The organism is Nocardioides zeae, from assembly GCF_010686755.1.
Classification (GTDB): domain Bacteria; phylum Actinomycetota; class Actinomycetes; order Propionibacteriales; family Nocardioidaceae; genus Nocardioides; species Nocardioides zeae.
Window position 1 is genome coordinate 24,075 of record NZ_JAAGXA010000006.1, and the last position, 24,843, is coordinate 48,917.

Sequence of the window (24,843 nt, forward strand, 5' to 3'; positions counted from 1 at the left end):
TCCGTCATGCCTGCGGCGTGAGCACCTAGTATCCGTCACATGACCGAGCTGCTCGACGAGGTCGACCTCGCCGTCGTCCACGCCCTCCAGGTCGCCCCTCGTGCGCCGTGGACCCAGGTCGGCGCCGCCGTCGGCGTGGACGCCGCGACCGCGGCGCGGCACTGGGACCGGCTCGCGGCCGAGCGGCTGGCGTGGTGGACCGTGTGGCCGACCCCCGAGCAGTGGTCGCGCACGGCGGACGTCGCCGTCGTGCGGGTGCGCCCCGGGCCGGGAGCGCTCGACGCCGTCGCGGACCGCTGGTGCGCACTCCCGTGGGTGCTCGGGGTCGACGAGACGCCGCTCGGGCTCGTCGCCGTCGCCGCCGGCGACGCCGGGCTGGCGGCGCTCGCGGCCCGGGTCCGGGAGCAGGAGGCGGAGGACGCCCCGCTCGAGCACGTCGCGCTGGCGCAGCGGGTGCTCCGCGAGGACTCGACCTGGCGCCTGCGGGTGCTGGCGCCCCGGCAGCTGCGGGTGCTGGAGCCGCCGGCGGGCCCGACCGGCGCGACCGGCGCGGCAGGCCCGACCGGCCCGTCGGGGCAACCGGGGCCGGGCCCCGCGACCACGCCCGGCGCGCTCGTCGACGAGGTCGCGGCGGTGCTGCGCGACGACGTGCGCACCTCCCACGCCGCGCTCGGTCGCCGGCTGGGCGTCTCCGAGGCGACGGCACGTCGGGCCCTGGCGCGGGTGGCCCGCGCCGGGGCGCTCCGCTTCGGCTGCGACGTCGCCATGCCCGCCGTGGGTCTCGGACGGGGCGTGCTCCTCACCGCCCGGGCCGTGGGCGACGACCGCGAGGGGGCCCTCGCCCGCGTCGTGCGCGACCCGGCCGTCCACCGCGTCGCCGAGCTGGTCGACGACGCGCCGCTCCTCGTCGCGCTGCGCACCGCGACGCTGGAGCGCCTCCCCGAGCTCGAGCGCGGCTGGGGAGGCGCGGTCGAGGTGGTGGGGCGCACCACCGTCGTGCGCGCCCGCAAGCGCAACGGTCACCTGCTCGACGTCGACGGTCGGTCGCGGGGCCACGTCACGCCGGCGTGGTGACCCCGCCCTCGCGCAGCGCGTCGTCGAGGCGGTAGCGCCGCAGCGGCACGAGGCTCAGCACGACGAGCGTCGCCGGCACGAGGGAGATCCCCAGCGCCACCGCCAGCCGGGCGGCGTCGGTCTGCTCCGCCCCGCCGCCGCTGGCCGAGGTGTAGCCGCCGAGCGTGAGCACGAGGCCGAAGAGCGCCGGCCCGAGCGCATAGCCCAGCAGCTCGCAGCCCGACCAGACACCGCTCAGCGTCCCGGCCTGGTCCTCGCCCGACGCGGCGGCGTCGTGGGCGGCGAGGTCGGGCAGCATCGCGAGGGGCAGGAGCTGGCCCCCGGCGTACCCCACCCCGACGACCCCCGCCCCCACGAGCAGCGCCACCGTCCCGCCGTCCCGGGCGAGCAGGAGCGTCCCGAGCCCGACGGCGAGCACGAGCGTCGCCAGGGTGAAGGCGTCCTTCTTGCCCACGCGCAGCGCGACCCGCTGCCACAGGGGAGCGACCACCACGGCCGGGCCCACGAACGCCACGAAGGCCCAGGTCGCGAAGGCGGGATCGCCGACGAGGGTGCGGGCCGCGTAGACGATGCCCGCGAGCACGGTGCCCATGGCCGCCGCCTGCAGCACGAAGGCCAGGAGGAGGGTGCGGGCGTGGGGCGAGGCCAGGGCCACCGCGAGCTGGGTGCGCAACGACCCGGTGGTCGCGGGGGTGCGGCGCAGCGGCGCGCCCCGGGTGCCCCACGCGAACGCGGCGGTGCCCGCGGCGATGACGAGCGCCATCACCAGGCCCATCGTCCGGTAGCCCGCGACCCCGCCGACGGCGTCGACCAGCAGCGGCGCGGAGCCGCCGGCGAGGAGGATCGCGAGGGTGATGACCACGACGCGCCCGGTCATCAGCCGTGTGCGCTCGTCGTAGTCGTCGGTGATCTCCGCGGACATGGCGAGGAACGGGACGAAGAAGAAGGCGTACGCCGCGGCGGCGACCAGCGAGCAGCCGAGGGCCCACACGGTGGCGGCCACGGGCCCGGACACGGGGGCGGCGAAGAGGGCCGCGAAGGCGAGGGCCATGACGATGCCGGCGCGCACCACGAAGGGGCGACGTCGGTCCGCCCGGGACGACCGGTCGCTGATCCGCCCGGCGACCGGGTTGAGCACGACGTCGAGCGCCTTCGGGGCGAGCACCACCAGCCCCGCGACGGCGGCCTGCACCCCGAGCTCGTCGGTCAGGTACGGCATGAGGAGCAGCCCCGGGACCGTGCCGTAGGTGCCGGTGGAGACCCCGGCGAGGGCGTAGCCCGCGCGGGTCCTGCGGGGGAGCGCCGTCATGCTCGGATGCTAGGAGCGACGTGACGTGGCCCCGGTGCGTGCGTCGGGGATCCGTCACCGGGGCACCCCGCCGCGGGCGGATCGGTCGCTGACGCCGCCCACGGGCCGGGATGCCGTCGCGCCGGCCGTGCGCTGGTCCGTCCGCTGGGCCCGGTCCCCAGGCCCGTGGGACCATCGGTGGCGTGACCCGCACGCACGCGCCGTACCCCTTCGCCAAGGGCCACGGCACCCAGAACGACTTCGTCATCCTCCCGGACGCCGAGGGCGACCGGCACGAGACGATCGACGCCGCGGGCGTGCGGGCGCTGACCGATCGCCGGGCCGGGATCGGCGGCGACGGGATCCTCCGGGTCGTGCGCACCGCCGCGACCGCCGACCCCGCCGCCGTGGCGGCGCGGGACGAGGCCGAGTGGTTCATGGACTACCGCAACGCCGACGGGTCGATCGCGGAGATGTGCGGCAACGGCATCCGCGTCTTCGCCCGGTGGCTCGTCGAGCGGGAGGGCGTCGACGCCTCGGCACCGCTCCGGATCGCCACCCGCGCCGGCGTGCTGGCCGTCGCCGTGGAGCCCGACGGGCGGATCAGCGCGTCGATGGGCGCGCCCCGACGCCTCCCCGCCTCCGAGGTGACCGTCCGCGACACCGGCGCGACGCTCCCGACGACGGGCGTCGACATGGGCAACCCGCACGCGGTCGCCTTCGTCGACGACCTCGCGGAGGCGGGGTCGCTGCTGAGCGAGCCGGTGTACGACGCGGGCGTCTACCCGACCGGCGTCAACATCGAGTTCGTCGTGCGCCGCGGCGAGCGCCATGTGGCCATGCGCGTCCACGAGCGCGGGTCGGGGGAGACGCTGTCGTGCGGCACGGGCGCCGCGGCCGTCATGGTCGCGAGCGCGCTCGCCGACGGCGCCGTCCCCGCCGACGGCACCCCGCCGGCCGCGCCCGTCGTCTACCGCGTCGACGTGCCGGGCGGCGAGCTCGACCTCACGTGGACCTCCGCCGGCGACGTGGTGCTGACCGGCCCCGCCGAGATCGTCGCGGAGGGCTTCACCACCCTGGGCTGACCGCCGGGCTGACGACCGGGCTGAGGGCGCGGGGGCCGTTCAGCCGTCCGCCGGGGCGCCGAGGCGCGCCCGACACCCGGGGTTCACCGCCCGCCGGTGGGCTGCGGTGCGTGTCGAGGTCACGGCTTCTCGGGCAGTCGGTCATCCAGCGGCGGGGCGTGCTCGCCCTCGGCGGCGGCGTGGTGGGAGGTGTGCTCCTCGGTCGGCCGCCCGTCGACGGCGACGCGGTGCAGGCGCGGGTCACGAGCCGGCCGGTCCCGCGGAGCACTCCCGGGCTCGTGCGCAGCCGCGACGCGATCACCCACGCGCAGACCGGCGACGTCACGCCGACGTCCGGTGTGCTGTGGGCGCGCGGGACGGCGCCGGGCCAGCTCCAGGTGCGCCTGCGCAGCGGCAGCCGGGTGATCGGCACGCGGGTCGGGCCGGCCGGCACCGCGGACACCGACTTCACCGCCCGCGTCTCGCTGGCGGGCCTCGAACCGGGGCGCGACTACGAGGCCGACCTCTGGTTCGCCGGCTCCGACGGCACGGAGAGCGACCCGACCCACGTCAGCTTCACGACGCCCTCGGACACCCCGGCGCGCACGACGTTCGCGTGGTCCGGCGACACCTGCGGCCAGGGCTACGGCATCAGTCCCGACGCGGGCGGTCTGCTCGGGTACGGCGCGGTCGCCGACCTCCGCCCCGACGTCTTCATCCACTGCGGCGACAACATCTACGCCGACGAGCCGATCACCGACACGATGGTCGAGGTCGACGGGTCGGTGTGGCGCAACGTCGTGACGGAGCACGTGCAGCGGCCCGCGCAGACGCTGGCGGAGTTCCGGGGGCGGTACCGCTACGTGCTGCTCGACGAGAACGTGCGGCGGCTGCACGCCACCACGCCCGTCATCGCGCAGTGGGACGACCACGAGACGACCAACAACTGGTATCCCGGCGAGGTCCTGACCGACGACACGACGACGTTCCGCTACACCGACGAGCGCCGGGTCGACGTGCTCGCGCGCATGGCTCGGCAGGCCTTCCAGGAGCACATGCCGATCGGCGAGGCCCACCTGCTGGGCCGCGGGTCGACCGGCTTCGCGGAGAAGGGCCTCTACCGCAAGGTGCCCCGCGGGGCGCACCTCGACGTCTTCTGCCTCGACCAGCGCACGTTCCGCGGTGCCAACTACGCGGGCACGACCGAGGGCGAGCCGGCGCTGCTCGGCGAGGAGCAGACGGAGTGGCTCATCCGCGAGGTCACCGCCTCGCGCGCCACGTGGAAGGTCATCTCGGCCGACCAGCCCATCGGGCTCGCCCCGCGCCGCCAGCAGGACCTCGACGGCTACGGCAACGGCGACCACGGCGCACCCCGCGGACGCGAGCACGAGCTGGCGCGGATCCTGTCGGCCTTCAAGGCGGCGGGCGTGCGGAACGTCGTGTGGATCACCGCGGACGTGCACTTCACCGCCGCGCACCGCTTCGACCCGGCCGACGCGACGTACGCCGACTTCGACCCCTTCTGGGAGTTCATCTCGGGGCCGCTGGCGGCCTGCGCGTTCGGGACGAAGGAGCCGGACCGCACCTTCGGCGCGACGCAGCTCTACGTCAAGGGCAACACGGTCGACCACCGCCGCGCGCCGCGGCCCGACCAGACGTACGTCGGGTGGGGCGAGATCGACGCGGACGGCCGCCTGCGGGTCGAGCTGCGCGACGCGGCCGGCACGGTGCTGTGGTCGGTGGACCTCGATCCGGTGGATCCCGTTACGCCTCCGGCTTAACCCGTCGCGCAGGTGGGGCGGGCGACCTACTCTGGTGGGCGTATGAGCAACGCACCTGACTTCTCGCTCTCCGCCGAGCTGGCGGCCACCTCCGACTGGGACGACGACGACTTCGTCTCCGGGTACGCCGACGAGCCCGAGGAGCCCGACGACCTCGTCGAGGACGTCGTGCCGGCCGACGGCCCCGACCCCGAGGACCTGACGACCGGCGCGATGGACCTCGCCGAGCGCCACCAGCTGCGGCGCGTGGCCAGCCTGCGCACCGAGCTCGAGGACATCACCGAGGTCGAGTACCGGCAGCTCCGCCTCGAGCGCGTCGTGCTCGTCGGCGTCTGGACCGAGGGCTCCGTCGCCGACGCCGAGAACTCCATGGCCGAGCTGGCCCTGCTCGCCGAGACGGCGGGCTCCGAGGTGCTCGAGGCGCTCTACCAGCGCCGGCAGAGCCCCGACCCCGCGACGTACGTCGGTCGGGGCAAGGTCGAGGGCATCGCCGAGATCGTGCAGGCCACCGGCGCCGACACCGTCATCTGTGACGGCGAGCTGGCGCCCAGCCAGCTGCGCAACCTGGAGGACCGCCTCAAGGTCAAGGTCGTCGACCGCACGGCGCTGATCCTCGACATCTTCGCCCAGCACGCGAAGAGCCGCGAGGGCCAGGCGCAGGTCGAGCTCGCGCAGCTGAGCTACATGAAGCAGCGCCTGCGCGGCTGGGGCGGCAACCTCTCGCGCCAGGCCGGTGGCCGGGTCGCCGGCGGCGCGGGCATCGGTGGCCGTGGTCCCGGTGAGACGAAGATCGAGACGGACCGCCGTCGCATCAACACGAAGATCGCCAAGCTGCGGCGCCAGCTCGCCCAGATGAAGGGCACGCGCGACACGATGCGCTCGGAGCGTCGGCGCAACCAGATCCCCAGCGTCGCGATCGCGGGCTACACCAACGCCGGCAAGTCCTCGCTGCTCAACCGGCTGACCGACGCCGGCGTGCTCGTCGAGAACGCCCTGTTCGCGACGCTCGACCCGACGACGCGCCGCACGACGACGTCCGACGGCCGGGTCTACACGATGTCCGACACCGTCGGCTTCGTGCGCCACCTGCCCCACCAGCTCGTCGAGGCGTTCCGCTCGACCCTGGAGGAGGTCGCCGACTCCGACCTCATCCTCCACGTCGTCGACGGGTCGCACCCCGACCCCGAGGGCCAGATCGCCGCCGTGCGCGAGGTCTTCGCCGAGATCGGGGCCGACAAGGTGCCCGAGCTGCTCATCGTCAACAAGGCCGACATCGCCGACGAGATCGCGCTCGCGCGCCTGCGGCAGCGGGAACCGCACCTCGTGGTCGTCAGCGCCCGCACCGGCGAGGGCATCGCCGAGGCGCTCCGCGTCGTCGAGGGCGAGCTGCCCCACCCGGCGGAGCCGTTCGATGCGCTGGTGCCCTACGCACGGGGCGACCTCATGAACCGCATCCACCAGCACGCGGAGATCGACCAGCTCGAGCACACCGGGGACGGCACGCGCGTCTCCGGCCGCGCGAACGCGTCCCTCGCGGGCGAGCTCGCGCCGTACGCCGCGGGGTGAGCCCGCTCCCCGGCCCGTCCGGGGAGCGTGGGGACGCGCGGCGCTGCCGATGCCACGGCGCGGCGGAGGGTCTGTAACCTTTCATCCGTTTGCGTCCTCGTCGGCCCTCGTCAGAGCAGGTAGTGCATGTCTCGCGGAATCATCCTCCGACTGCTGTTCGTGGTCGCGCTGCTCGCCGCCTGTGCGGCGGCCGCGTGGAAGATCGAGCCCCGGCTGGGCATCGACCTCGAGGGCGGCAGCCAGATCACGCTGACCGTGCTGTCCGACAAGGCGGGGGAGGACCCCACCGCCGGTGACGTCGACCAGGTGGTCGAGGTGCTCCGCCAGCGCGTCGACGGCCTCGGTGTCAGCGAGTCGACCGTCGTGCGGTCCGGTTCGAACCGGATCATCATCGAGCTGCCCGGCGTCGAGAACCCCGACGAGGCGCTGGAGGTGCTCGGCCAGACCGCGCAGCTCGAGGTGCGGCCGGTCGTGCGCGCGTTCTCGCAGGCCGACGCCGGCACGGTCCCCGAGTGCGCCGAGGCCGCAGCGGCCGCGCGCGAGGACGACTCCACCGACGCGGAGGCGCAGGAGTGCGCCGTGACCGACGAGCAGGGACAGGGCCTCGTCGTGGGCCCGGTGGCCCTCAAGGGCAACGAGATCACCGGCGCCCAGGCCGAGCAGCCGCAGAACCAGGTCGACTGGGCCGTGACCGTCGACTTCTCGAGCTCCGGCTCCGACGCCTTCGGCGAGCTCAGCAAGGCCGCCGCCTGCGCGCAGAACCCGGCGAACCGGATCGCGATCCTCCTCGACGACGAGCCCATCTCCTCACCCGAGGTCACCATCCCCTGCGGCGGCTCCATCACGGGCTCCACGCAGATCACCGGCAGCTTCAGCCAGGGCGAGGCCGACGACCTCGCCGTGCTCATCGAGGGCGGCTCCCTGCCCCTGCGCATCGCCGGCGAGGCGGACGGCGACGACATCGCGCCCGACGTCCGCACCATCGGCCCCACGCTCGGCAACTCGGCCATCAAGTCGTCCGCCGAGGCCGGCATCATCGGTGTCGCGCTGACGGGCCTGTTCGTCATCTTCGTCTACCGCTTCGTCGGCTTCCTCGCGACGATCGCGCTCGCGACCTACGCGCTCATCTCCTACGCGATGCTCGTCTTCCTCGGCGCGACCCTGACGCTGCCGGGTCTCGCCGGATTCGTGCTCGCCATCGGACTCGCGATCGACGCCAACGTGCTCGTCTTCGAGAGAGCGAGGGAGGAGTTCGCCGCGAACCGGGCGGCGGGCCTCCGCAGAGCGCTCCAGGTGGGCTTCAACAAGGCGTTCACCGCCATCCTCGACTCCAACGTGACGACGCTGCTCGCGGCGATCCTGCTGGTGTTCCTGGCCTCCGGCCCGGTGCAGGGCTTCGGTGTCACCCTCATCATCGGCACCGTGGCGTCGATGATCTCGGCGCTCGTCATCGCCCGCATCCTGACGACGGCCGGCGTGTCGTCGCGCTGGGTGAACCGCAACCCGAAGGTCACCGGCCTCGCGTCCGTCGGCCGGGTGCGGCTGTGGCTCGAGCGCAAGAACCCGCGCCTCATCCAGCGCCGCAAGGTGTTCGTGCTCGGCTCGCTCACCGCGTGCATCATCGCCGTCGCCGGCATCGCGACCCAGGGCCTCAACCTCGGCCTGGAGTTCACGGGCGGCCGCAACGTCGTGTACGCGACGGAGCAGGCCATCACGCCCGACCGTGCCCGCGAGGTCATCGCGGACGCCGGGTTCCCCGAGGCCGTCGTGCAGACCGCCGACGCCGGCGACATCTCCGTGCGCACCGGCCGGATCAGCGACGCCGAGGAGGGCCAGATCCGCGAGGCGCTCGACCAGGAGGTCGGTGTCGCCGAGGTCGTCTCCGACGACAGCCTGGGCGCCGCGCTCGGCGGGGAGCTCTTCCGCAACGCGATCATCGCGCTCGTGCTGGCCCTGCTCGCCCAGATGATCTACCTGGCGATCCGGTTCAAGTGGACCTTCGGCGTGGCCGCGGCGCTGGCCATGGCCAACGACGTCATCCTCGTCGTCGGCATCTTCGCGTGGCTCGGCAAGCCCATCGACGGCGTGTTCCTCGCCGCCGCGCTGACCATCATCGGTCTGTCCATCAACGACACGATCGTCGTCTTCGACCGCGTGCGCGAGAAGTGGTGGGCCACCGGCCAGGCGCGCAAGGACCGCCTCGCCGCAGCGGCCGACGCGGACGCGAAGTCGGCCGAGGGCGGCACCGTGCTGACGAAGCAGGCCGCCGAGGTCGAGGACCCGGACTTCGTCGACGTCACGAACCGCGCCGTCATCGAGACCCTGCCCCGCACCGTCAACACCGGCATCGGCTCGATCTTCATCCTGGCCGCGCTCACCATCCTCGGTGGCGACTCGCTCCAGGACTTCGCGCTCGCGCTGCTCCTCGGCCTGCTGTTCGGCACGGCGTCCACGACGCTGCTCGCCGGACCGCTGCTGACGTACTTCAACCAGCGCTCGCCGTTCTCGCGCGACAAGAAGGAGCGCACCAGCCGCGACCCGAACGACTCGGGCGCCGTGGTCTGACGGACCACCCCCCGCGTCGTACCCACGGCCCGCCCCTCCCGGGGCGGGCTGTTGGCGTTGGTGGGGGAGGGGGCGGCACTTTCCCCGGTCGACCGGGGAACACGCCGCTTTGACCATCAATGTTGATACGCCAAGCGGTCGGTTCCCCGGCTGACCGGGGAACTGACCGTCCGTGATCCCACCACAACGTGAAGCATCTTCACGGTTGGTAAGGTCGCGCCATGACCGACGGTGAACGCCTCCTGGACGCGGTGCTCCGCCTCACGACCGCGCTCCAGCGCGACATGGAGACCGGTCTCGCGGCAGTCGGCCTCACGCCGGCCCGGGCGCACCTGGTCGGGGTGCTCGTGACGTCCGGTCCGCAGCCGCAGCAGGCGTTGGCCCGGCAGCTGGAGGTCACGCCCCGCAACGTCACCGGTCTGGTCGACGCGTTGGAGCGCGACGGCTTCGTCACGCGGGAGCCGCAGCCGACCGATCGTCGTGCGAGCATCGTCACCCTCACGGCGCGGGGTCGCGAGGTCGCGGACGGGCTGGTGGCCGGCCGCCGTGAGCTCGGCGGGCAGCTCGCCCGGGTCCTGCCCGCGGGGAGGGTCGCGGCCCTCGCCGACGACGTGGCCGCGCTGGCTGACGAGGTCGAGCGTCTGGCCGGGGGAGCGCGATGAGTGCCACGAGCGCCCCGGCGAGCGTCGTGGTGCGCCGCCTGCTCGCGTCGGAGGCGGGCGGCTACCGCAGCATCGCGCGCTGGGCACGGCGCCGCCCCGACGTCCCCACGGGTGCGGAGCCGGTCGGGTACAGCCAGATCAGCGGCCCCATGATGTGGCTCTTCGTCATCGGTTCGGCGGTCGAGGTGGTGGTCGTCCACGTGCTGCTGCACCGCTGGCCGTGGGTGCAGTGGCCGGTCCTGGTGCTGGGGGTGTGGGGGCTCGTCTTCATGCTCGGGCTGCTCGCGGGCGTGCGCACCCACCCCCACCTGCTGACGGCGCACGCGCTGCGCGTGCGCTCCGGCCCGGTCCTCGACCTCGGGATCCCGTACGCCGCGATCGCGTCCGTCTCGACCGCCGAGCGCCCGCTGGAGTCGTCCGCGCAGGTCGTCGGGACGGACGCCCCGTCGGACGGCGGGCCCGGCACGTGGCTGGGCGTCGCGGTGTCGGGCGGGACGAACGTGCAGCTCCGGCTGGTCCGACCGCTCACCGTCCCGCACCCCGGCCTGCGCGGGACGGGGGATCTCGAGGTCGTCGAGGTGGGCCTGTGGGCCGACGAGCCGCGGGTGCTGGCCCGCGAGCTGCGGCAGCGCGCGGGCCTGGGGGGCTGAGGGGCCGCCTGTGGATGCGCCGCGTCGTACCGGCGCCGCCGCGGCTAGGGTTGCCCGGGTGTCCTCCCCCTCCGCGAACGCCCCCGACGAGCCTGCCGTGACGGCCTCCGCCGGGCCTCCGTCGCGGGTGCGCGAGGTGCTCGGCACGGCGGTCGCGGCCCTCGGCGGCGCCGAGCGGGCGGGGCAGCTGCAGATGGCCGACGCCGTCGCGGAGGCCCTCGCGGGCGAGGAGCACCTGCTCGTGCAGGCCGGCACCGGCACGGGCAAGTCGCTGGCCTACCTGGTGCCCTCCATGCTCCACTCCGAGCGCGTCGTGATCGCCACGGCGACCCTCGCCCTGCAGCACCAGCTGGTCGAGCGCGACCTCCCGCGGCTGGTGAAGGCGGTGAAGGGCGAGAAGGGCGTCGACACGTCCTACGCGGTGCTCAAGGGCCGGTCCAACTACGCGTGCCTGCACCGGATCCGCGAGGGCGTCCCCGACGACCAGGGCGTGCTGGTCGAGGTCCCCGAGGGCACGCTCGGCGCCGAGGTGCTGGCGCTGCGCTCGTGGGCCGAGGAGCAGGCCGAGTCGGGCGGTCCCGGCGACAAGGACCACGCGCCGCGCCACAACGACCGCACGTGGCGGCAGGTCAGCGTCAGTGCCCGGGAGTGCCTGGGCGCCACGCGGTGCGCCTACGGCGAGGAGTGCTTCGCCGAGCGGGCCAAGGCCAAGGCCGCCGACTCGCAGCTCGTCGTCACCAACCACTCGCTGCTCGCGATCGACGCGATCGAGGGCATCCCGATGATCCCGGAATACGACGCGGTCGTCGTCGACGAGGCCCACGAGCTGGTCGCCCGGGTGACGCAGGCGGCCACCGACGAGCTCAGCGCCAACGACGTCGACCGGGCCGCGCGCCGGGCCCGGCGCCACGTGGAGGAGGCGGACGCGCCGAGCAACCCCGCCGACGACCTGGCCGACGCCGCCGAGTCGCTGCGGGCCGCGATGAGCGAGACGGAGGCGGGCCGGCTCGACCGGCTGCCCGACATCGTCGCGGAGTCGATCGAGCTGGTGCGCGACGCGGCCCGCGAGTGCGTCTCGGCGTTCGCTCGGGGGCCGAAGGACGCGCCCGGCGAGCCCGATGCGGGCAAGGCGCAGGCGAAGGCGGGCGTCCAGGAGGTCTTCGCGACCGCCGAGCGCCTGGCCGCGAACAGCGAGAACGACGTCGTGTGGCTCTCCCGGCCGTTCGGGTCGGGCCGCGACCGGATCCCCGACCGCCTCTGCGTGGCGCCCCTGCAGGTGTGGGGCCAGATGCGCGACCGGCTGCTGACGGAGTCGACGGTCGTCTTCACCTCGGCGACGCTCATGCTCGGCGGCGACTTCGACGTGGTGGCGTCGACGGTCGGGCTCAAGCCGTCCGAGCGCGCGGACCGGATCGGGGCCTCCGACGCGGCGCCGGCGGCGAAGGTGGACGGCGACGCTGCCGCCACCTCGGGTGTCCTGCCGTGGCGCGGTCTCGACGTCGGCTCGCCGTTCGACTACGGGCGGCAGGGGATCCTGTACGTCGCGCGTCACCTCCCGCCGCCGGGTCGCGACGGTCTCGGCGCGGCCCAGGTGGACGAGATCGTGCGGCTCATCGACGCCGCTGAGGGGCGCACGCTCGGGCTCTTCTCCTCACGCCGCGCGGCCGAGGCGGCAGCCGAGGCCGTGCGGGAGCGTCTGCCCCACCTGACGACGCTGGCGCAGGGCGATGCCCAGCTCTCCGAGCTGACCCGCCAGTTCGTCGGCGACCCCCACACCAACCTGTTCGGCACGCTCGGCCTCTGGCAAGGCCTCGACGTGCCCGGCGACACCTGCCAGCTCGTCATCATCGACCGCATCCCGTTCCCGCGGCCGGACGATCCGCTCATGTCGGCCCGGCAGCGCGCCGTGGACGCGGCCGGCGGCAACGGCTTCATGCAGGTCGCGGCCACCCACGCCGCACTGCTCCTGGCCCAGGGCGCGGGCCGCCTGATCCGCACGGTCGAGGACCGCGGCGTGGTGGCGATGCTCGACCCGCGGCTGGCGACGGCGCGCTACGGCCGCTTCCTCGAGGCCAGCCTGCCCGCGATGTGGCGCACGACGGACCCCGAGATCGTCGTCAAGGCGCTCGCGCGGCTGTCGGCCTCAGCCGAGGAGTGACCGGCCGTCCCACGCCCACCGTCCGGTGGGGAAGGGCAGGCCGAGGAAGCGGGCGACCGTCGGCGTGACATCGACGGTGGTGGCCACCAGCGGCGAGGTGCGCCCCCGCGGCACGGCCGGGTGCCCGCCGGCGAGGAAGAAGGGGATCGGCTCCGTCGTGGGGTGCCCGTGGTTGCCGGGGATGGGGTTGGCGAGCACGTGCGGGTCGGAGAACCGCCACCCGGCGCGGCAGTAGACGACGACGTCGCCGGCGTTGGGCCCCAGACGGAGGCTCGGCACCCGCGCCCGGTCGTAGACACCGAGCACGCCGCGCTGCGCCTTCGCGATCGCCACGATGCGGTCGACGCCCGCTTGCCGCTGGGAGGCCGGGCCCGTCCAGTAGACGAGGTTCGCGCCGCCGTTCTGCGCGATCGCGACCTTGCCCGTCAGCAGCGGGTCGGCGTCGAACGGCGAGCTCAACGAGACGACCTTGTGGGGCAGCGACCAGTCCATCGAGTGGTCGGCGAGCACCACGACCAGCGACCGCGCCCAGCGGCCGGTCGCCTTCAGCATGTCGACGAAGCGCTTCACCTGCAGGTCGGTCGCCACCAGCGCCGTACGCCGCAGCAGCTCCAGCGACAGCCCGCCCGTCAGGTCGGTGTGGCCGACCCGGTCGACGTCGCCGAGGTTGACGAAGACGAGGTGGGGGTCGAACTCCTCGACGATGGAGAGCGCCGCGTCCATGGTGAACGGGTCGGGGGCGTGGCCGCTGACGGGCACGATCGGGCCGGGTTCCCAGCGGTAGGTCGCGTTCCGCCCGAAGATCCCGTAGAGGTACTCCTTGCTCAGCACCGAGCCCGCCGTCATGCCGTGCTTGCGCGCGAGCGTCATGAGCGTGGTGGCCTTGAGGTCCGTGGGGAGCTCCAGGGTGCGCTCCGCGCCGAGGGTGCGGTCGTAGATCGCGTTGGCCGGCACGCCGTTCCGGTCGGGGCGCACGCCGGTCATCATCATCACGTGGTTGGGGATCGTCTCCATGATCGGGAGCGACCGACCCTGCGGGAAGTGGAGACCGCCCGCCCGCAGCGCCTGCAGGTTCGGCATCAGCCCCGAGTCGATCTCGTCGGGTCGGCAACCGTCGACGACGATCACGTAGGCCCGGTTGGTCATCGCCGGGCGGGTGCCGGCCGCCGCTCGCCCCGCGCCGAGGGCGGCCGAGAAGGTGAGCGCGGCGCCGCCCGCTCCGGCGACCTTGAGGAAGGTACGGCGCTGGGCCGCGGGCCGCAGGTGCTCTCGCTCGGGGTCCCCGTCGAGGAACGGCGACGGGGTCGCGGGGTCCCGGTGCACGCAGTCGGTCATGTCAGCGTCCTCCCACGGGCCCGGCGGCCCGGCTGATGGTGTTGGTGCCGGCGAGCGTCTGGAACGACACGGCGTGGGTGCTGCCGGCACCGCGCTGGTCGCGCGGGCCGGTGACGTACCAGTCCATCTGCACCCGGGCGCTCGTCACGTCGAGCACGGAGTAGCCGTGCGAGTCGAAGTCGAGGTAGCGGACGTGCCGGTTGGCCAGCCGGATCGCCGACTCGACGGCGACGCTCCCGGTGCGCGGCGGCACGCCGAGGATGTCCTTGAGGTTGTTGGACGTCACCGAGCTGGCGACGAACTCGACGCCGGCCGAGCGGCCGAGCGGGTAGGTCGCGACGTCGTACGGCAGGTCGGCGGCCCACCCGGAGTGGATGTCGCCGGTGACGAACACCGTGTCGCGGATGCCCCGGTCGCGAATGTGGGCGAAGAGCTCGCGCCGGTCGTCGGTGTAGCCGTCCCACTGGTCGACGTTGTAGGGCGACCCGTCCCGGGGCAGCAGGTGGGTCACGTCGTTGACGGGGTCGAGGAGCTCGGTCGGCAGCTGGGCGAAGGTGACCGGGGCGATCATCACCGGGTTGCCGACGAGCTTCCACTGCACCTGGGTGGTGCCGAGCGCGGTCTTCAGCCAGTCGAGCTGGGCGCGACCGGTGATGGTGCGCGCGGGGTCGCTGACGCGGGCGTCGACGGCGGGGTGGGCGACCTGCTCGTCGCGGTAGGTGCGCAGGTCCAGCATCGAGAGCTCGGCGAGGCGGCCGAACCGGAGGCTGCGGAAGAGTCGCGTCCCGTCGCCGAGCGCGGCGGTGCCGTTCATCCGCACGGGCATCCACTCGTCGTAGGCCCGGTGCGCCCGCGCGCGCCGCGTCGCCCAGTCGCCCTCGGTGGCCGGCTGGTGGTTCTCGGCGCCGTCGCGCCAGGCGTCGTTGGTGGTCTCGTGGTCGTCCCAGGTGACGATGAAGGGGTACTTCGAGTGCAGCCACTGCAGGTCCGGGTCCTGCTTGTACTGCGCGTGGCGCTGCCGGTAGTCGGCGAGCGAGACCATCTCCCGGGCCGGCACGTGAGGGCGCACGTCGACGTTGTCCTGGCCGAGCCCGTACTCGCCCGGCCCGTACTCGTACAGGTAGTCGCCGAGGTGGAGGATCGCGTCGAGGTCGTCGCGCTGCGCGAGGTGGCGGTAGGCGTGGAAGTAGCCGGCCTGCAGGTTGGCGCACGACACGACGCCGAGACGCACGCGCTCGGGGACGGCGGTCGCGGCCGGCGCCGTCCGGGTGCGACCGACGGGGCTCGCGACTCCCTGGAAGAGGAAGCGGTAGACGTACCGCGTGCCCGGCCGGAGCCCGGTCGCGTCGATCTTCACGGTGTGGTCGGCGGCAGGTCCCGTGCGGTACGTGCCGCGCGCCGCGAGGTGGCGGAAGCGGGTGTCGGTCGCGACCTGCCACTCGACGGTGACGTTGCCGCCGCGTCCGGAGCCGGGGGTCGCGTCGCGCTGGGGCGTGACCCGTGTCCACAGCACGACCCGGTCGGGGAGCGGGTCGCCGGAGGCGACACCGTGCTGGAAGTACGGCGAGGCGGCGGCCGCACCGGCCTCCGGTGCGTCGAACGGGTCGGTGGCCACCGCGGCGGCGCCAGCGACGGCGGAGCCGGCGAGCACGGTACGGCGCCGGACCGCGGGCAGCGGCGGGCGGAGGTCGTCGCGCGATGAGTCCTGGGGCACACCTCCGTAACGAGGGGTGCGCCCGCGGGTTCCGTGCCCGGGGATGTGAGCACGATCCGTACGGCGAGCCGTCGCCACCCGTTCACGTCGCTACTGCGCGAGCACGGAGACCGACCGCATTCCCGGACCCGTCCCGCGGGCGTTGACCGCGTGGACGTGCACGACCCACCGGCCGCCGGGGAGCGGCAGGTCGACCGATCGAGCGGACGGGGCCAGCACCCGGGAGACCTTGCCCGTGCGGCCGCCGACGGGACGGGCCACCACGTAGTAGGCCGTGATCGGCGCCCCGTTCGCGTGCGCGGCGCCCCACCGCACGTACGCCGTCGTCGGCGGGCCCACCGGCCCCGGTCGGACGCTGAGACCGGTGGGCGCGGACGGCACCGATGCCCGCGGCAACCGCACGGTCAGGGACGCGGAGGCGCCGTGCCCGGTCGCGGACGTGGGCCGCACCTCGACGGCGAGCGAACTGCCGGGGCGGCGCCCGTCGAGCGTGAGGCGGCGCTGTCGGGCCGGGACCCACTGGGAGCGGCCGTTGACCACCACGACGTACCCGGTCACGTCGGCGGCGCCCGTCGTCGGCAGGGACCACGTGAGCGTCGCCGAGGTCGGCCTGACGTCGGTCGCCGCGAGCCGCGTCACCGCGCCGGGCGGGGTGCGTCCGGTGGTGCCCGACCACGGCCCGCGCTCACCGCCGACGACGCTGCGCACCTCGACCCGGTACGTCGCCGCCGTCCGCAGGCCGCCCAGCTGGTGCCGGCCACCGCGGGCCGTCGCCTCGCTCGTCGCCGAGGTCGCGCCGACAGGGACCGTCTCGGGGCCTCGGACGAGGTGCTCGCCGTCCCAGAGCCGCACCTCGTACGCCGTCGGTGGCGTCCCCGACGCGGTGCCCCAGCGGACCTGCAGCACCCCGGGGGCGGGCGGGGCCATCCGCACGTCGGTGACGGCGGGCGGAGCCGCGGCGGCGCACGACGTGGTGATGCGGGCGGACCAGGCGCCGAGGCTCCCGTAGTCCGACCAGGTGGGGCGCCCGTCTGCAGCGACACCCGTCGTGACGGGGACACCGTCGATCTCGACGGCCCAGCGGCCGGCGGGCACGAGACCGCTCACGAGGTCGGCGTCGAGGCCGAGCACGGCCCCGTCGCCGTGCGTGCCCGTGCCGCCGACCTCCTGCACCCCGCCGTCGGCGCGGAGGAGGCGCAGACCGACGTCGAGGTTGCCGCCCGGGGAAGGAGCGACCTGGGCCCGGACCGTGCCGCTGCACGTCGTGTCGACGAGGAGGACGTCGCGGTCGGTCCGGGTGCTGATCACGCCGTGGGTCACGGTGCCGGGGGCGACGACGGTGCCGGTCGAGGGACTGTCGCGGTGGTCGTCGGCGCGCAGCGGCGCGCCGTTGGCGGCGATGAGCGCGACGTCGTCCTCCCGGCGGACGGCGCCGGGGAAGTCACCGTTGCTCCACTGGACGAGCGACCGGCCGTCGCTGCGCCCCATGATCGGCGCCCAGTAGCCGTGGCCCGGGTGGTACTCGAACTCCTCGTCGCCGTCGTGGGCGAGCCCGAGCGTGTGGCCCAGCTCGTGGGAGGCCGCGGCCGCCAGCGTGTCGGCGAGCGCTGGGAGCCGACCGGGCTCGGACCGCGCCGCGGCGAGATCGTCGGGGTCCACGAACACCCAGGTGGGGGACTGGTCGGCCGAACCGACCCGGTCGAAGGCGTCGGCGAAGGCGATCCCGCCGCACGGCTCGTCGCACAGGGTGCTGGCCGCCGTCGTGCTGGTCGTGAGCAGGACCCGCATCCCGTAGGCGCGGTCGCTCGTCGACGCGCGCTCGAGGGCGTCCGCGCCCGGATCGGCGGTCGTGACGTCGACCGCGAAGGGCGCCAGGTCGTCGGCGACCCGCTGCCAGACGAGCCGCACCAGCTCGAGCGTCGCCTCGTCCCAGCCCCCCGCGGGTCGGAGGCCGGGGTAGGTGCCCGCCGCGAGGCCGTGGCCCGTGTTCCACGCCGTGCCACGGACGTCGTGGCCGTCGACGTCGAGGAAGACGGTGCGCTCGGCGCCGGGCAGCGAGGAGAGCGCGAGGGCGTCGTCGGCTGCGGCACCGGCCGGAGCGGCCACGGCGACGCCTCGGTCCGCCCCCGCGCCGGCCGCCGCGGGCAGGGCGCAGCCAGCGACCACGAGGGCCACGACGACGAGGAGACGGAAGAGCGACATGGACTCATCCAACCCCGGCGGAGCGTCGAACGGGGTGCGGCCCGGCGGACCTGGGGATGACGGGCCCGCGCCGTACGGGTGTGGACGGCGAGCGGGCCGCACGGGTCAGAAGAAGGACAGCACGTAGGCGCCCAGGAGCGCGACGATGACCACGAGCGCGACGACGCGGGCCCAGGTCGGGACGCTGCTGACGAAGTGGTCGGGCGTGCCCTCGTCCCGGGCGCTCGTGCCGCGGAGCTCCGGCGGGTCGTCCAGGTCGCCCGCGTAGGGCTCGGGAGCCTGCCACCCGCCGCCGTTGGAGGGGTGCTGGCGGCGGGCCTCGAGCTCGGCCGAGCACTGGTCCATCCACGCGTCGACGACACCCGCGTCGTACACCTGCGCGTCGTGCACGGACGGGAACGGACGGGGGTCGAAGGGTCCGGGATGGAAGCCGGTGCGCCGCCCGCGGCGCATCTCCTCGACCAGCGCGGCCACGTGGGCGTCCACGTCGCGGATCCGGTAGCCGTCGGCAGCCTCCAGCACCGGGAAGCGCGGGGTGTCGCTCGGCATTGCGGTCTCCTCGGGGACGGCCTCGACGTGATCCTACGGCCGTCCCCGGGCCCGGATCGACCGGGCCCGGAGCGACGAGGATCAGAGGCGGCGGAGGACCGCGGTGACCTTGCCGAGGATCGTCGCGTGGGTGCCGTCGATGGGGTCGTACGCCTCGTTGTGGGGGAGGAGCCAGACCTGGCCGTTGCGGCGCTGGAACGTCTTCACGGTCGCCTCGCCGTCGATCATGGCGGCGACGATCTCGCCGTTCTCGGCCGTCGGCTGCTGGCGGACCACCACGTAGTCACCGTCGCAGATGGCCGCGTCGATCATCGAGTCGCCGGAGACCTCGAGCAGGTAGAGCGTGCCGTCACCGACCAGCTGCTGCGGCAGGGGGAACACGTCCTCGGTCCGCTGCTCCGCGAGGATCGGGCCACCGGCGGCGATGCGCCCCACGACGGGCACGTACGTCGCGGCGGGGCGCGCCTCGCCGATGTCGGTCTCGTCGATGTCGGTCTCCTCGGCGCTGGAGAGCGCCGAACGCTCGACCTCGACGCCGGGCCCGACGACCTGGATCGCCCGGGGACGGTTCGGGTCGCGGCGCAGGTAGCCCTTCTCCTCCAGCGCCTTGAGCTGGTGGGCGACGGAGGAGGAGCTCGTGAGGCCCACCTGCTCGCCGATCTCGCGCATGCTCGGCGGGTAGCCGCGCTCGTCGAGCGCGGTCGTGATGACCGCGAGCACGCGTGCCTGGCGCGGGGTGAGGCGCGCCTGGCCCGCACCGGGCTGCGGCACCCCCGACACGTCCGTCACCCCTGCGTCGTCGCCCGGGTCCTTGGTCGCCGCCATGTCCGTCCTTCTTTCCGCGCCCTCGACGCTTCGCCGCTCGGTCGACTGCTCGGTGGCCGCGCCGCCGCTGCTCTGCTGCCGGGGCGGGCCACCGTCGTGGACCGCACGCTAGTCGTCGGACCCATCAGGATTCAAACATCTGTTCGACCGGGCGTGTCCCGCGTCGCACGAGGCGGCTGGTCGAAGAAATGTTCGACCCAGGTCTTGAAGCGATCGAACACCTGCTCTAGTGTCGCTCACGTGTTCGATCGAACGTGTGATCGACGGTCGGGTCTGCGGAGCTCGCGATCCAGAACTGTCGGTGGCCGTCGATAGACATCGCTCGTCACGGCCCGACACTTCCCCAGGAGGTCACCATGAGCTCGACCGCTTTCGCCTCGCAGCTGCCGACGGCCCGTGCCGCCCGCCCCGTGCGCGCTGCCCGCCCGGCCCGTCCGGCGGTCCGTCCGGCGGCCCGGGCGCAGGGTTCGCTGCGCCTGACGCGACGCGGACGTCTGGTCGTCCTGGTGCTCGGCCTCGTCGCCATGCTGGCGCTGGGGGTCGTGCTCGGCTCGGTGTCCGCGGCGAGCGACGGCTCGACGGCCGGGCAGACGGAGACGATCCGCGTCCAGTCGGGCGACACGCTGTGGGACATCGCAGCCGCACGTGCGGGCTCCGGTGAGTCGGTGCAGGACGTCATCGACGAGATCCGCTCGATCAACCACCTGAGCTCGGGCGCGCTGATGGCCGGCGACCAGCTCGAGGTGCCCGCGGCGGGCTGAGCCCGCCACGCGTCGCGGTCGTCCGCGACGCCCACGATCCCGGCAGGTCGACTCGACCCCGACCTGCCGGACCAGGGGAAGAGAGCGAGGGGGCGAGCCCGCGACGGCGGGCTCGCCCCCTCGTGCCGTGCGTGCGGTGCCGATGGCCCGTGCGGCGGTTCAGCGTGCCGCGCGCTTGCCTCCGGTCGGGCGGGGCGGCTGGTCGGTGGGCGAGCCGTTCGCCCCGGCCAGCAGGCGCAGGGCGCTCCCGCCGAGCAGCAGTCCGATGAAGAGGCACGCGATCGCGCCCAGGCAGGCGAGGGCGAGCAGGAGCCAGGCGACGCCGCTGCCGTCGTCGCGCGCGGCGCGGCCGAGGTCGATCGCCATCCACACGAGGTAGCCCCACGCGACGACCGTCACGGTGATGCCGAGGGCGTGGAGGGCCAGGGTGCGGCCGGATCCGCGGGCGCGGGTCGGCTCGCTCGAACGGTCTCCTGCGCGCTTCCCCCCGGCCACCGTCCCATCATGACGGATGGGCGCGCGACACGCCGTCGAACGGCTCTGACCTGCGCGTTCCGCGACTTCCTCGGAGGTCGTCCGGGGGCACTTGCACGGCTTGGGGTCGACGCGTACGGTTACCCCCACATCTAGTACTTACACGGATGTAGTTATCCACATCTAGTTCACAGATCGCTTGCAGATACCCACACCCGACGCCTGGTTCATCCACAGGCGAGGTCGTTTCATCCACATCTGCGTCCACATCCCAGGTCCGAGGAGGAGTCGCGTCGTGCACTGCCCGTTCTGCCGCAACAGCGACACGAAGGTCCTCGACTCCCGGGTCGCGGAGGACGGCGCGTCGATCCGACGTCGTCGGTCCTGCCTCGCGTGCGAGCAGCGGTTCACGACGGTCGAGCTCATGCAGCTGTCGGTGCTCAAGCGGTCGGGTGCGAGCGAGCCCTTCAACCGTGCGAAGGCGATCGCCGGAGTGCGGAAGGCCTGCAAGGGCCGCCCGGTGAGCGACGACGACCTCGCCTGCCTGGGCCAGGCCGTCGAGGACACGTTGCGTGCCTCCGGCTCGGCCGAGATCAAGGCGCACGACGTGGGCCTCGCGATCCTCGGCCCGCTGCGGCAGCTCGACGAGGTGGCCTACCTGCGCTTCGCGAGCGTCTACCGCTCCTTCGAGTCCGCCGCCGACTTCGAGGCGGAGATCGGCCTGCTGCGGCTCGACCGGGCGGAGGCCGCGGCCGCCGCCGGCGAGGCCGGAGACGGTCCCGGCGGGGATCCCAGAACTGTCAGTGCCGTCGGCAACGCTGGACAGCGGCCGGCGCCCGCCACGAGCGGCTGACCACCAGCTGCCCGGCACGTCGTGGGGAAGCGGCGTGCCGGGCACACCATCGTTCGTCGGCCCAGCGTCGACATCCGCACGCACCACAGCACGCAGACCAGCAATACATGTCGCCGCGAGGGCGTTGTACGGGGGAGTCCCCGGCCCTCGTGCGCGACCAGCACGACCGAACGACAGCCAGTAGTGACCCAGCAGCGACGATCGAGGAGATTTCATGACGGAGACGGTGAGCGGCCCGGGCGCAGCAGGCGCTGAGGGTCGTTCGGGCGCGGCCGGCCTCACCCTGACCCCGGTGTTCAGCACCCCGGGTGTGCACCCCTACGACGAGATCACCTGGGAGCGTCGCGACGTCGTCCAGACGAACTGGAAGACGGGCGCCACCGTCTTCGAGCAGCGCGGCGTCGAGTTCCCCGACTTCTGGTCCGTCAACGCCTCGACCATCGTCACGTCGAAGTACTTCCGCGGTGCCCTCGGCACCGACGCGCGGGAGTGGAGCCTCAAGCAGCTCGTCGACCGCGTCGTGAAGACGTACGTCGCGGCCGGCGTCGAGCACGGCTACTTCGCCGACGAGGCGGCGGCCCAGGTCTTCGAGCACGAGCTCACCTGGCTGCTGGTCCACCAGTACTTCTCGTTCAACTCGCCCGTGTGGTTCAACGTGGGCACCTCGAGCCCCCAGCAGGTCTCCGCCTGCTTCATCCTGTCGGTCGACGACTCGATGGACTCGATCCTGAACTGGTACAAGGAGGAGGGCTTCATCTTCAAGGGCGGCTCCGGTGCCGGCCTGAACCTCTCCCGCATCCGCTCCAGCAAGGAGCTGCTCTCCTCGGGCGGCACCGCGAGCGGCCCCGTCTCCTTCATGCGCGGCGCCGACGCGTCCGCGGGCACCATCAAGTCGGGCGGCGCCACGCGTCGCGCGGCCAAGATGGTCGTGCTCGACGTCGACCACCCCGACATCGAGGAGTTCGTCGCGACGAAGGCGCGCGAGGAGGACAAGATCCGTGCCCTCCGTGACGCCGGGTTCGACATGGACCTGGGCGGCGAGGACATCACCTCGGTGCAGTACCAGAACGCCAACAACTCGGTCCGCGTCTCCGACGAGTTCATGCGCGCCGTCGAGGACGGCACGGAGTTCGGTCTCCGCGCCCGTCAGACCGGCGAGGTCATCGAGACGGTCGACGCCCGCGAGCTCTTCCACAAGATCGCGAAGGCGGCGTGGGAGTGCGCCGACCCGGGTCTGCAGTACGACGACACGATCAACGACTGGCACACCAACCCCGAGACGGGTCGCATCACCGCGTCCAACCCCTGCTCGGAGTACATGTCGCTCGACAACTCGTCGTGCAACCTGGCGTCGCTCAACCTGCTGAAGTTCCTCAAGGACGACGACACCTTCGACGCCGACCTGTTCGCCAAGGCCGTCGAGATCATCATCACCGCGATGGACATCTCGATCTGCTTCGCGGACTTCCCGACGGAGCCCATCGGCGAGACGACGCGCAACTACCGCCAGCTCGGCATCGGGTACGCCAACCTCGGCGCGCTGCTGATGGCCATGGGCCTCGGCTACGACTCCGACGGTGGCCGCGCGATGGCCGGCACCATCACCTCGCTGATGACCGGCACCTCCTACCGCCGCTCGGCCGAGCTCGCCGCGATCGTGGGTCCCTACAACGGCTACGCCCGCAACGCCGAGGCGCACCAGCGCGTCATGCGCAAGCACCAGGCCGCCAACGACGCCGTGCGCACGCTGCACAGCAACGACACGGCCGTGCACCGCCTCGCCACCAAGGAGTGGGCGCAGGTCGTCGAGCTGGGCAAGGTCAACGGCTTCCGCAACGCGCAGGCCTCCGTGCTCGCGCCGACCGGCACCATCGGCTTCATGATGGACTGCGACACCACCGGCATCGAGCCCGACTTCTCGCTCGTGAAGTTCAAGAAGCTCGTCGGCGGCGGCTCGATGCAAATCGTCAACCAGACGATTCCGCGCGCGCTGAAGAAGCTCGGCTACCAGCCGGAGCAGGTCGAGGCGATCGTCGACTACATCGCCGAGCACGGCCACGTCATCGACGCCCCGGGCCTGCGCCAGGAGCACTACGAGGTGTTCGACACCGCGATGGGTGCCCGCTCGCTGAAGCCGATGGGCCACGTCCGCATGATGGCCGCGGCGCAGCCGTTCCTCTCGGGCGCGATCAGCAAGACGGTCAACCTGCCCGAGTCGGCCACGGTCGAGGAGATCGAGGACGTCTACCTGCAGTCGTGGAAGCTGGGCCTCAAGGCCACGGCGATCTACCGCGACAACTGCAAGGTCGGCCAGCCCCTCTCCGACGGCGGCGGCAAGGCGAAGAAGGACGCGGCGGACGCCGCCGAGGCTGCCGAGGCTGCCGAGGTCGTGGAGAAGGTCGTCGAGAAGATCGTCTACGCCCCGACCCGCAAGCGCCTGCCGAAGTCGCGCGTCTCCCGCACGACGTCGTTCACGGTCGGCGGTGCCGAGGGCTACATGACCTCCGGTGCCCACGACGACGGCGAGCTCGGCGAGATCTTCCTCAAGCTCGGCAAGCAGGGCTCGACCCTGGCCGGTGTGATGGACGCGTTCTCGATCGCGGTCTCCATCGGTCTGCAGTACGGCGTGCCGCTCGAGACCTACGTCTCGAAGTTCACCAACCTGCGCTTCGAGCCGGCCGGTCTGACCGACGACCCGGACGTCCGGATGAGCCAGTCGATCATGGACTACATCTTCCGTCGCCTGGCGCTGGACTACCTGCCGTTCGACGAGCGGGCGGGCCTCGGCATCTACTCCGCCGAGGAGCGCCAGCGTCACCTGGAGACGGGCTCCTACGAGCCGGTCGAGGAGACGGGCTCGGCGGCCGAGCTGCTCGAGGCGCCGACCGTGGAGATCACGCCGCTGCCCGAGGCCACGGTCGTGACGGCCGAGGAGAAGGCCGCGTCCGCCGAGGCCGGCGCCAAGCCCGCCCCGAAGGAGGCCCACACCTCCGCGGAGCTGCTCGAGAAGATCACGGGCACGGCGGTCGACAGCCCGCTCTGCTTCACCTGCGGCACCAAGATGCGCCCGGCTGGTTCGTGCTACGTCTGCGAGGGCTGCGGCTCGACCAGCGGTTGCAGCTGACTGTGATGTTGCCCGGTTCGTCACAAGAAGTTGCCTTGTCTGGCAGCGGTTGCCCTGGTGGCAAACCGCATCATCATCGAGTTGATGGGGACATCTGTTAGTTGAGGATGACGATCGAACAATGCCAGCCCGGCTCCCCCAACATGGGGGAGTCGGGCCGGTGCTGTCTCCGGAAGGTCCGGGGCGCGCCTGCGTGTT

Annotated in this window: 18 protein-coding genes; 11 read left to right on the forward strand and 7 right to left on the reverse strand. The window is 73.3% G+C overall.

Translation table 11 applies throughout. The features are described 5' to 3' along the window. The first annotated feature begins 39 nt into the window (after positions 1-39). The gene (locus G3T38_RS09765) at positions 40-1,074 is read left to right on the forward strand and encodes an AsnC family protein (protein WP_163772122.1); all 1,035 of its coding nucleotides are present in this window, start codon (positions 40-42) and stop codon (positions 1,072-1,074) included. On the opposite strand, the gene G3T38_RS09770 is transcribed toward G3T38_RS09765, so the two are convergent. Beyond that, a complete protein-coding gene (locus G3T38_RS09770; protein ID WP_163772123.1) occupies positions 1,058-2,383 on the reverse strand; it encodes an MFS transporter in 1,326 nt (441 codons plus the stop codon). The two genes, G3T38_RS09765 and G3T38_RS09770, sit on opposite strands and share 17 nt — an antisense overlap. A 182-nt stretch (positions 2,384-2,565) precedes the next feature. Between G3T38_RS09770 and dapF the strand changes: the two genes are divergently transcribed. The 7 genes from dapF (at position 2,566) to G3T38_RS09805 (ending at position 12,808) form a co-directional block, all read left to right on the forward strand. Then, entirely contained in the window at positions 2,566-3,447 is an 882-nt protein-coding gene (gene dapF / locus G3T38_RS09775) for a diaminopimelate epimerase (protein WP_338037575.1), read from the forward strand. A gap of 110 nt (positions 3,448-3,557) precedes the next feature. Beyond that, positions 3,558-5,207, forward strand: a complete 1,650-nt coding sequence (locus tag G3T38_RS09780; protein ID WP_163772125.1) for an alkaline phosphatase D family protein — start codon at positions 3,558-3,560, stop codon at positions 5,205-5,207. A gap of 42 nt (positions 5,208-5,249) precedes the next feature. Continuing rightward, the gene (gene hflX, locus G3T38_RS09785) at positions 5,250-6,773 is read left to right on the forward strand and encodes a GTPase HflX (protein WP_163772126.1); all 1,524 of its coding nucleotides are present in this window, start codon (positions 5,250-5,252) and stop codon (positions 6,771-6,773) included. A gap of 126 nt (positions 6,774-6,899) precedes the next feature. Next, the gene (gene secD / locus G3T38_RS09790; RefSeq protein ID WP_163772127.1) at positions 6,900-9,338 is read left to right on the forward strand and encodes a protein translocase subunit SecD; all 2,439 of its coding nucleotides are present in this window, start codon (positions 6,900-6,902) and stop codon (positions 9,336-9,338) included. Positions 9,339-9,559: 221 nt separating this feature from the next. Next, positions 9,560-10,000: a MarR family winged helix-turn-helix transcriptional regulator gene (locus tag G3T38_RS09795; RefSeq protein ID WP_163772128.1), complete on the forward strand. Its 441-nt coding sequence runs from the start codon at positions 9,560-9,562 to the stop codon at positions 9,998-10,000. Beyond that, positions 9,997-10,650, forward strand: a complete 654-nt coding sequence (locus G3T38_RS09800; RefSeq protein ID WP_163772129.1) for a hypothetical protein — start codon at positions 9,997-9,999, stop codon at positions 10,648-10,650. The genes G3T38_RS09795 and G3T38_RS09800 overlap by 4 nt, the downstream gene beginning before the upstream one ends. Before the next feature lie 58 nt (positions 10,651-10,708). Beyond that, the gene (locus G3T38_RS09805; protein WP_420846789.1) at positions 10,709-12,808 is read left to right on the forward strand and encodes an ATP-dependent DNA helicase; all 2,100 of its coding nucleotides are present in this window, start codon (positions 10,709-10,711) and stop codon (positions 12,806-12,808) included. Here G3T38_RS09805 and G3T38_RS09810 read toward each other — a convergent pair. From G3T38_RS09810 to lexA, 5 genes are all read right to left on the reverse strand, one after another. Further along, positions 12,794-14,143, reverse strand: coding sequence for an alkaline phosphatase family protein (locus tag G3T38_RS09810; protein ID WP_163772130.1), 1,350 nt, complete (start codon positions 14,141-14,143; stop codon positions 12,794-12,796). The two genes, G3T38_RS09805 and G3T38_RS09810, sit on opposite strands and share 15 nt — an antisense overlap. A 1-nt stretch (position 14,144) precedes the next feature. Continuing rightward, complete coding sequence (locus G3T38_RS09815; protein WP_338037576.1) at positions 14,145-15,857, reverse strand: alkaline phosphatase D family protein; 1,713 nt, start codon at positions 15,855-15,857, stop codon at positions 14,145-14,147. Positions 15,858-15,947: 90 nt separating this feature from the next. Further along, complete coding sequence (locus G3T38_RS09820; protein ID WP_163772131.1) at positions 15,948-18,059, reverse strand: fibronectin type III domain-containing protein; 2,112 nt, start codon at positions 18,057-18,059, stop codon at positions 15,948-15,950. A gap of 105 nt (positions 18,060-18,164) precedes the next feature. Beyond that, positions 18,165-18,608 carry a hypothetical protein gene (locus G3T38_RS09825; RefSeq protein ID WP_163772132.1) on the reverse strand — a complete coding sequence of 148 codons (444 nt, stop codon included), beginning with the start codon at positions 18,606-18,608 and terminating at the stop codon, positions 18,165-18,167. Between the two features lie 81 nt (positions 18,609-18,689). Then, the gene (lexA, locus tag G3T38_RS09830; protein WP_163772133.1) at positions 18,690-19,433 is read right to left on the reverse strand and encodes a transcriptional repressor LexA; all 744 of its coding nucleotides are present in this window, start codon (positions 19,431-19,433) and stop codon (positions 18,690-18,692) included. A gap of 356 nt (positions 19,434-19,789) precedes the next feature. Between lexA and G3T38_RS09835 the strand changes: the two genes are divergently transcribed. Beyond that, the gene (locus tag G3T38_RS09835) at positions 19,790-20,194 is read left to right on the forward strand and encodes a LysM peptidoglycan-binding domain-containing protein (protein WP_163772134.1); all 405 of its coding nucleotides are present in this window, start codon (positions 19,790-19,792) and stop codon (positions 20,192-20,194) included. A 159-nt stretch (positions 20,195-20,353) separates the two neighbouring features. On the opposite strand, the gene G3T38_RS09840 is transcribed toward G3T38_RS09835, so the two are convergent. Next, positions 20,354-20,689 (reverse strand): hypothetical protein, encoded by a 336-nt coding sequence (locus tag G3T38_RS09840; RefSeq protein ID WP_163772135.1) that lies wholly within the window; start codon positions 20,687-20,689, stop codon positions 20,354-20,356. 274 nt (positions 20,690-20,963) lie between these two features. On the opposite strand from G3T38_RS09840, the gene nrdR reads away from it, so the two are divergent. Then, a complete protein-coding gene (gene nrdR, locus G3T38_RS09845; protein ID WP_163772136.1) occupies positions 20,964-21,521 on the forward strand; it encodes a transcriptional regulator NrdR in 558 nt (185 codons plus the stop codon). Between the two features lie 214 nt (positions 21,522-21,735). Next, a complete protein-coding gene (locus tag G3T38_RS09850; RefSeq protein ID WP_163772137.1) occupies positions 21,736-24,645 on the forward strand; it encodes a vitamin B12-dependent ribonucleotide reductase in 2,910 nt (969 codons plus the stop codon). Positions 24,646-24,843: the final 198 nt, after the last annotated feature.

Excerpts from the sequence above, each read along its gene's own strand:
- G3T38_RS09765 (WP_163772122.1), top strand. The coding sequence starts at position 40 with ATGACCGAGCTGCTCGACGAGGTCGACCTCGCCGTCGTCCACGCCCTC.
- G3T38_RS09825 (WP_163772132.1), bottom strand. The coding sequence starts at position 18,608 with ATGCCGAGCGACACCCCGCGCTTCCCGGTGCTGGAGGCTGCCGACGGC.
- lexA (WP_163772133.1), bottom strand. The coding sequence starts at position 19,433 with ATGGCGGCGACCAAGGACCCGGGCGACGACGCAGGGGTGACGGACGTG.
- G3T38_RS09795 (WP_163772128.1), top strand. The coding sequence starts at position 9,560 with ATGACCGACGGTGAACGCCTCCTGGACGCGGTGCTCCGCCTCACGACC.
- G3T38_RS09820 (WP_163772131.1), bottom strand. The coding sequence starts at position 18,059 with ATGTCGCTCTTCCGTCTCCTCGTCGTCGTGGCCCTCGTGGTCGCTGGC.
- G3T38_RS09800 (WP_163772129.1), top strand. The coding sequence starts at position 9,997 with ATGAGTGCCACGAGCGCCCCGGCGAGCGTCGTGGTGCGCCGCCTGCTC.
- G3T38_RS09770 (WP_163772123.1), bottom strand. The coding sequence starts at position 2,383 with ATGACGGCGCTCCCCCGCAGGACCCGCGCGGGCTACGCCCTCGCCGGG.
- G3T38_RS09835 (WP_163772134.1), top strand. The coding sequence starts at position 19,790 with ATGAGCTCGACCGCTTTCGCCTCGCAGCTGCCGACGGCCCGTGCCGCC.
- secD (WP_163772127.1), top strand. The coding sequence starts at position 6,900 with ATGTCTCGCGGAATCATCCTCCGACTGCTGTTCGTGGTCGCGCTGCTC.
- G3T38_RS09850 (WP_163772137.1), top strand. The coding sequence starts at position 21,736 with ATGACGGAGACGGTGAGCGGCCCGGGCGCAGCAGGCGCTGAGGGTCGT.
- hflX (WP_163772126.1), top strand. The coding sequence starts at position 5,250 with ATGAGCAACGCACCTGACTTCTCGCTCTCCGCCGAGCTGGCGGCCACC.
- G3T38_RS09810 (WP_163772130.1), bottom strand. The coding sequence starts at position 14,143 with ATGACCGACTGCGTGCACCGGGACCCCGCGACCCCGTCGCCGTTCCTC.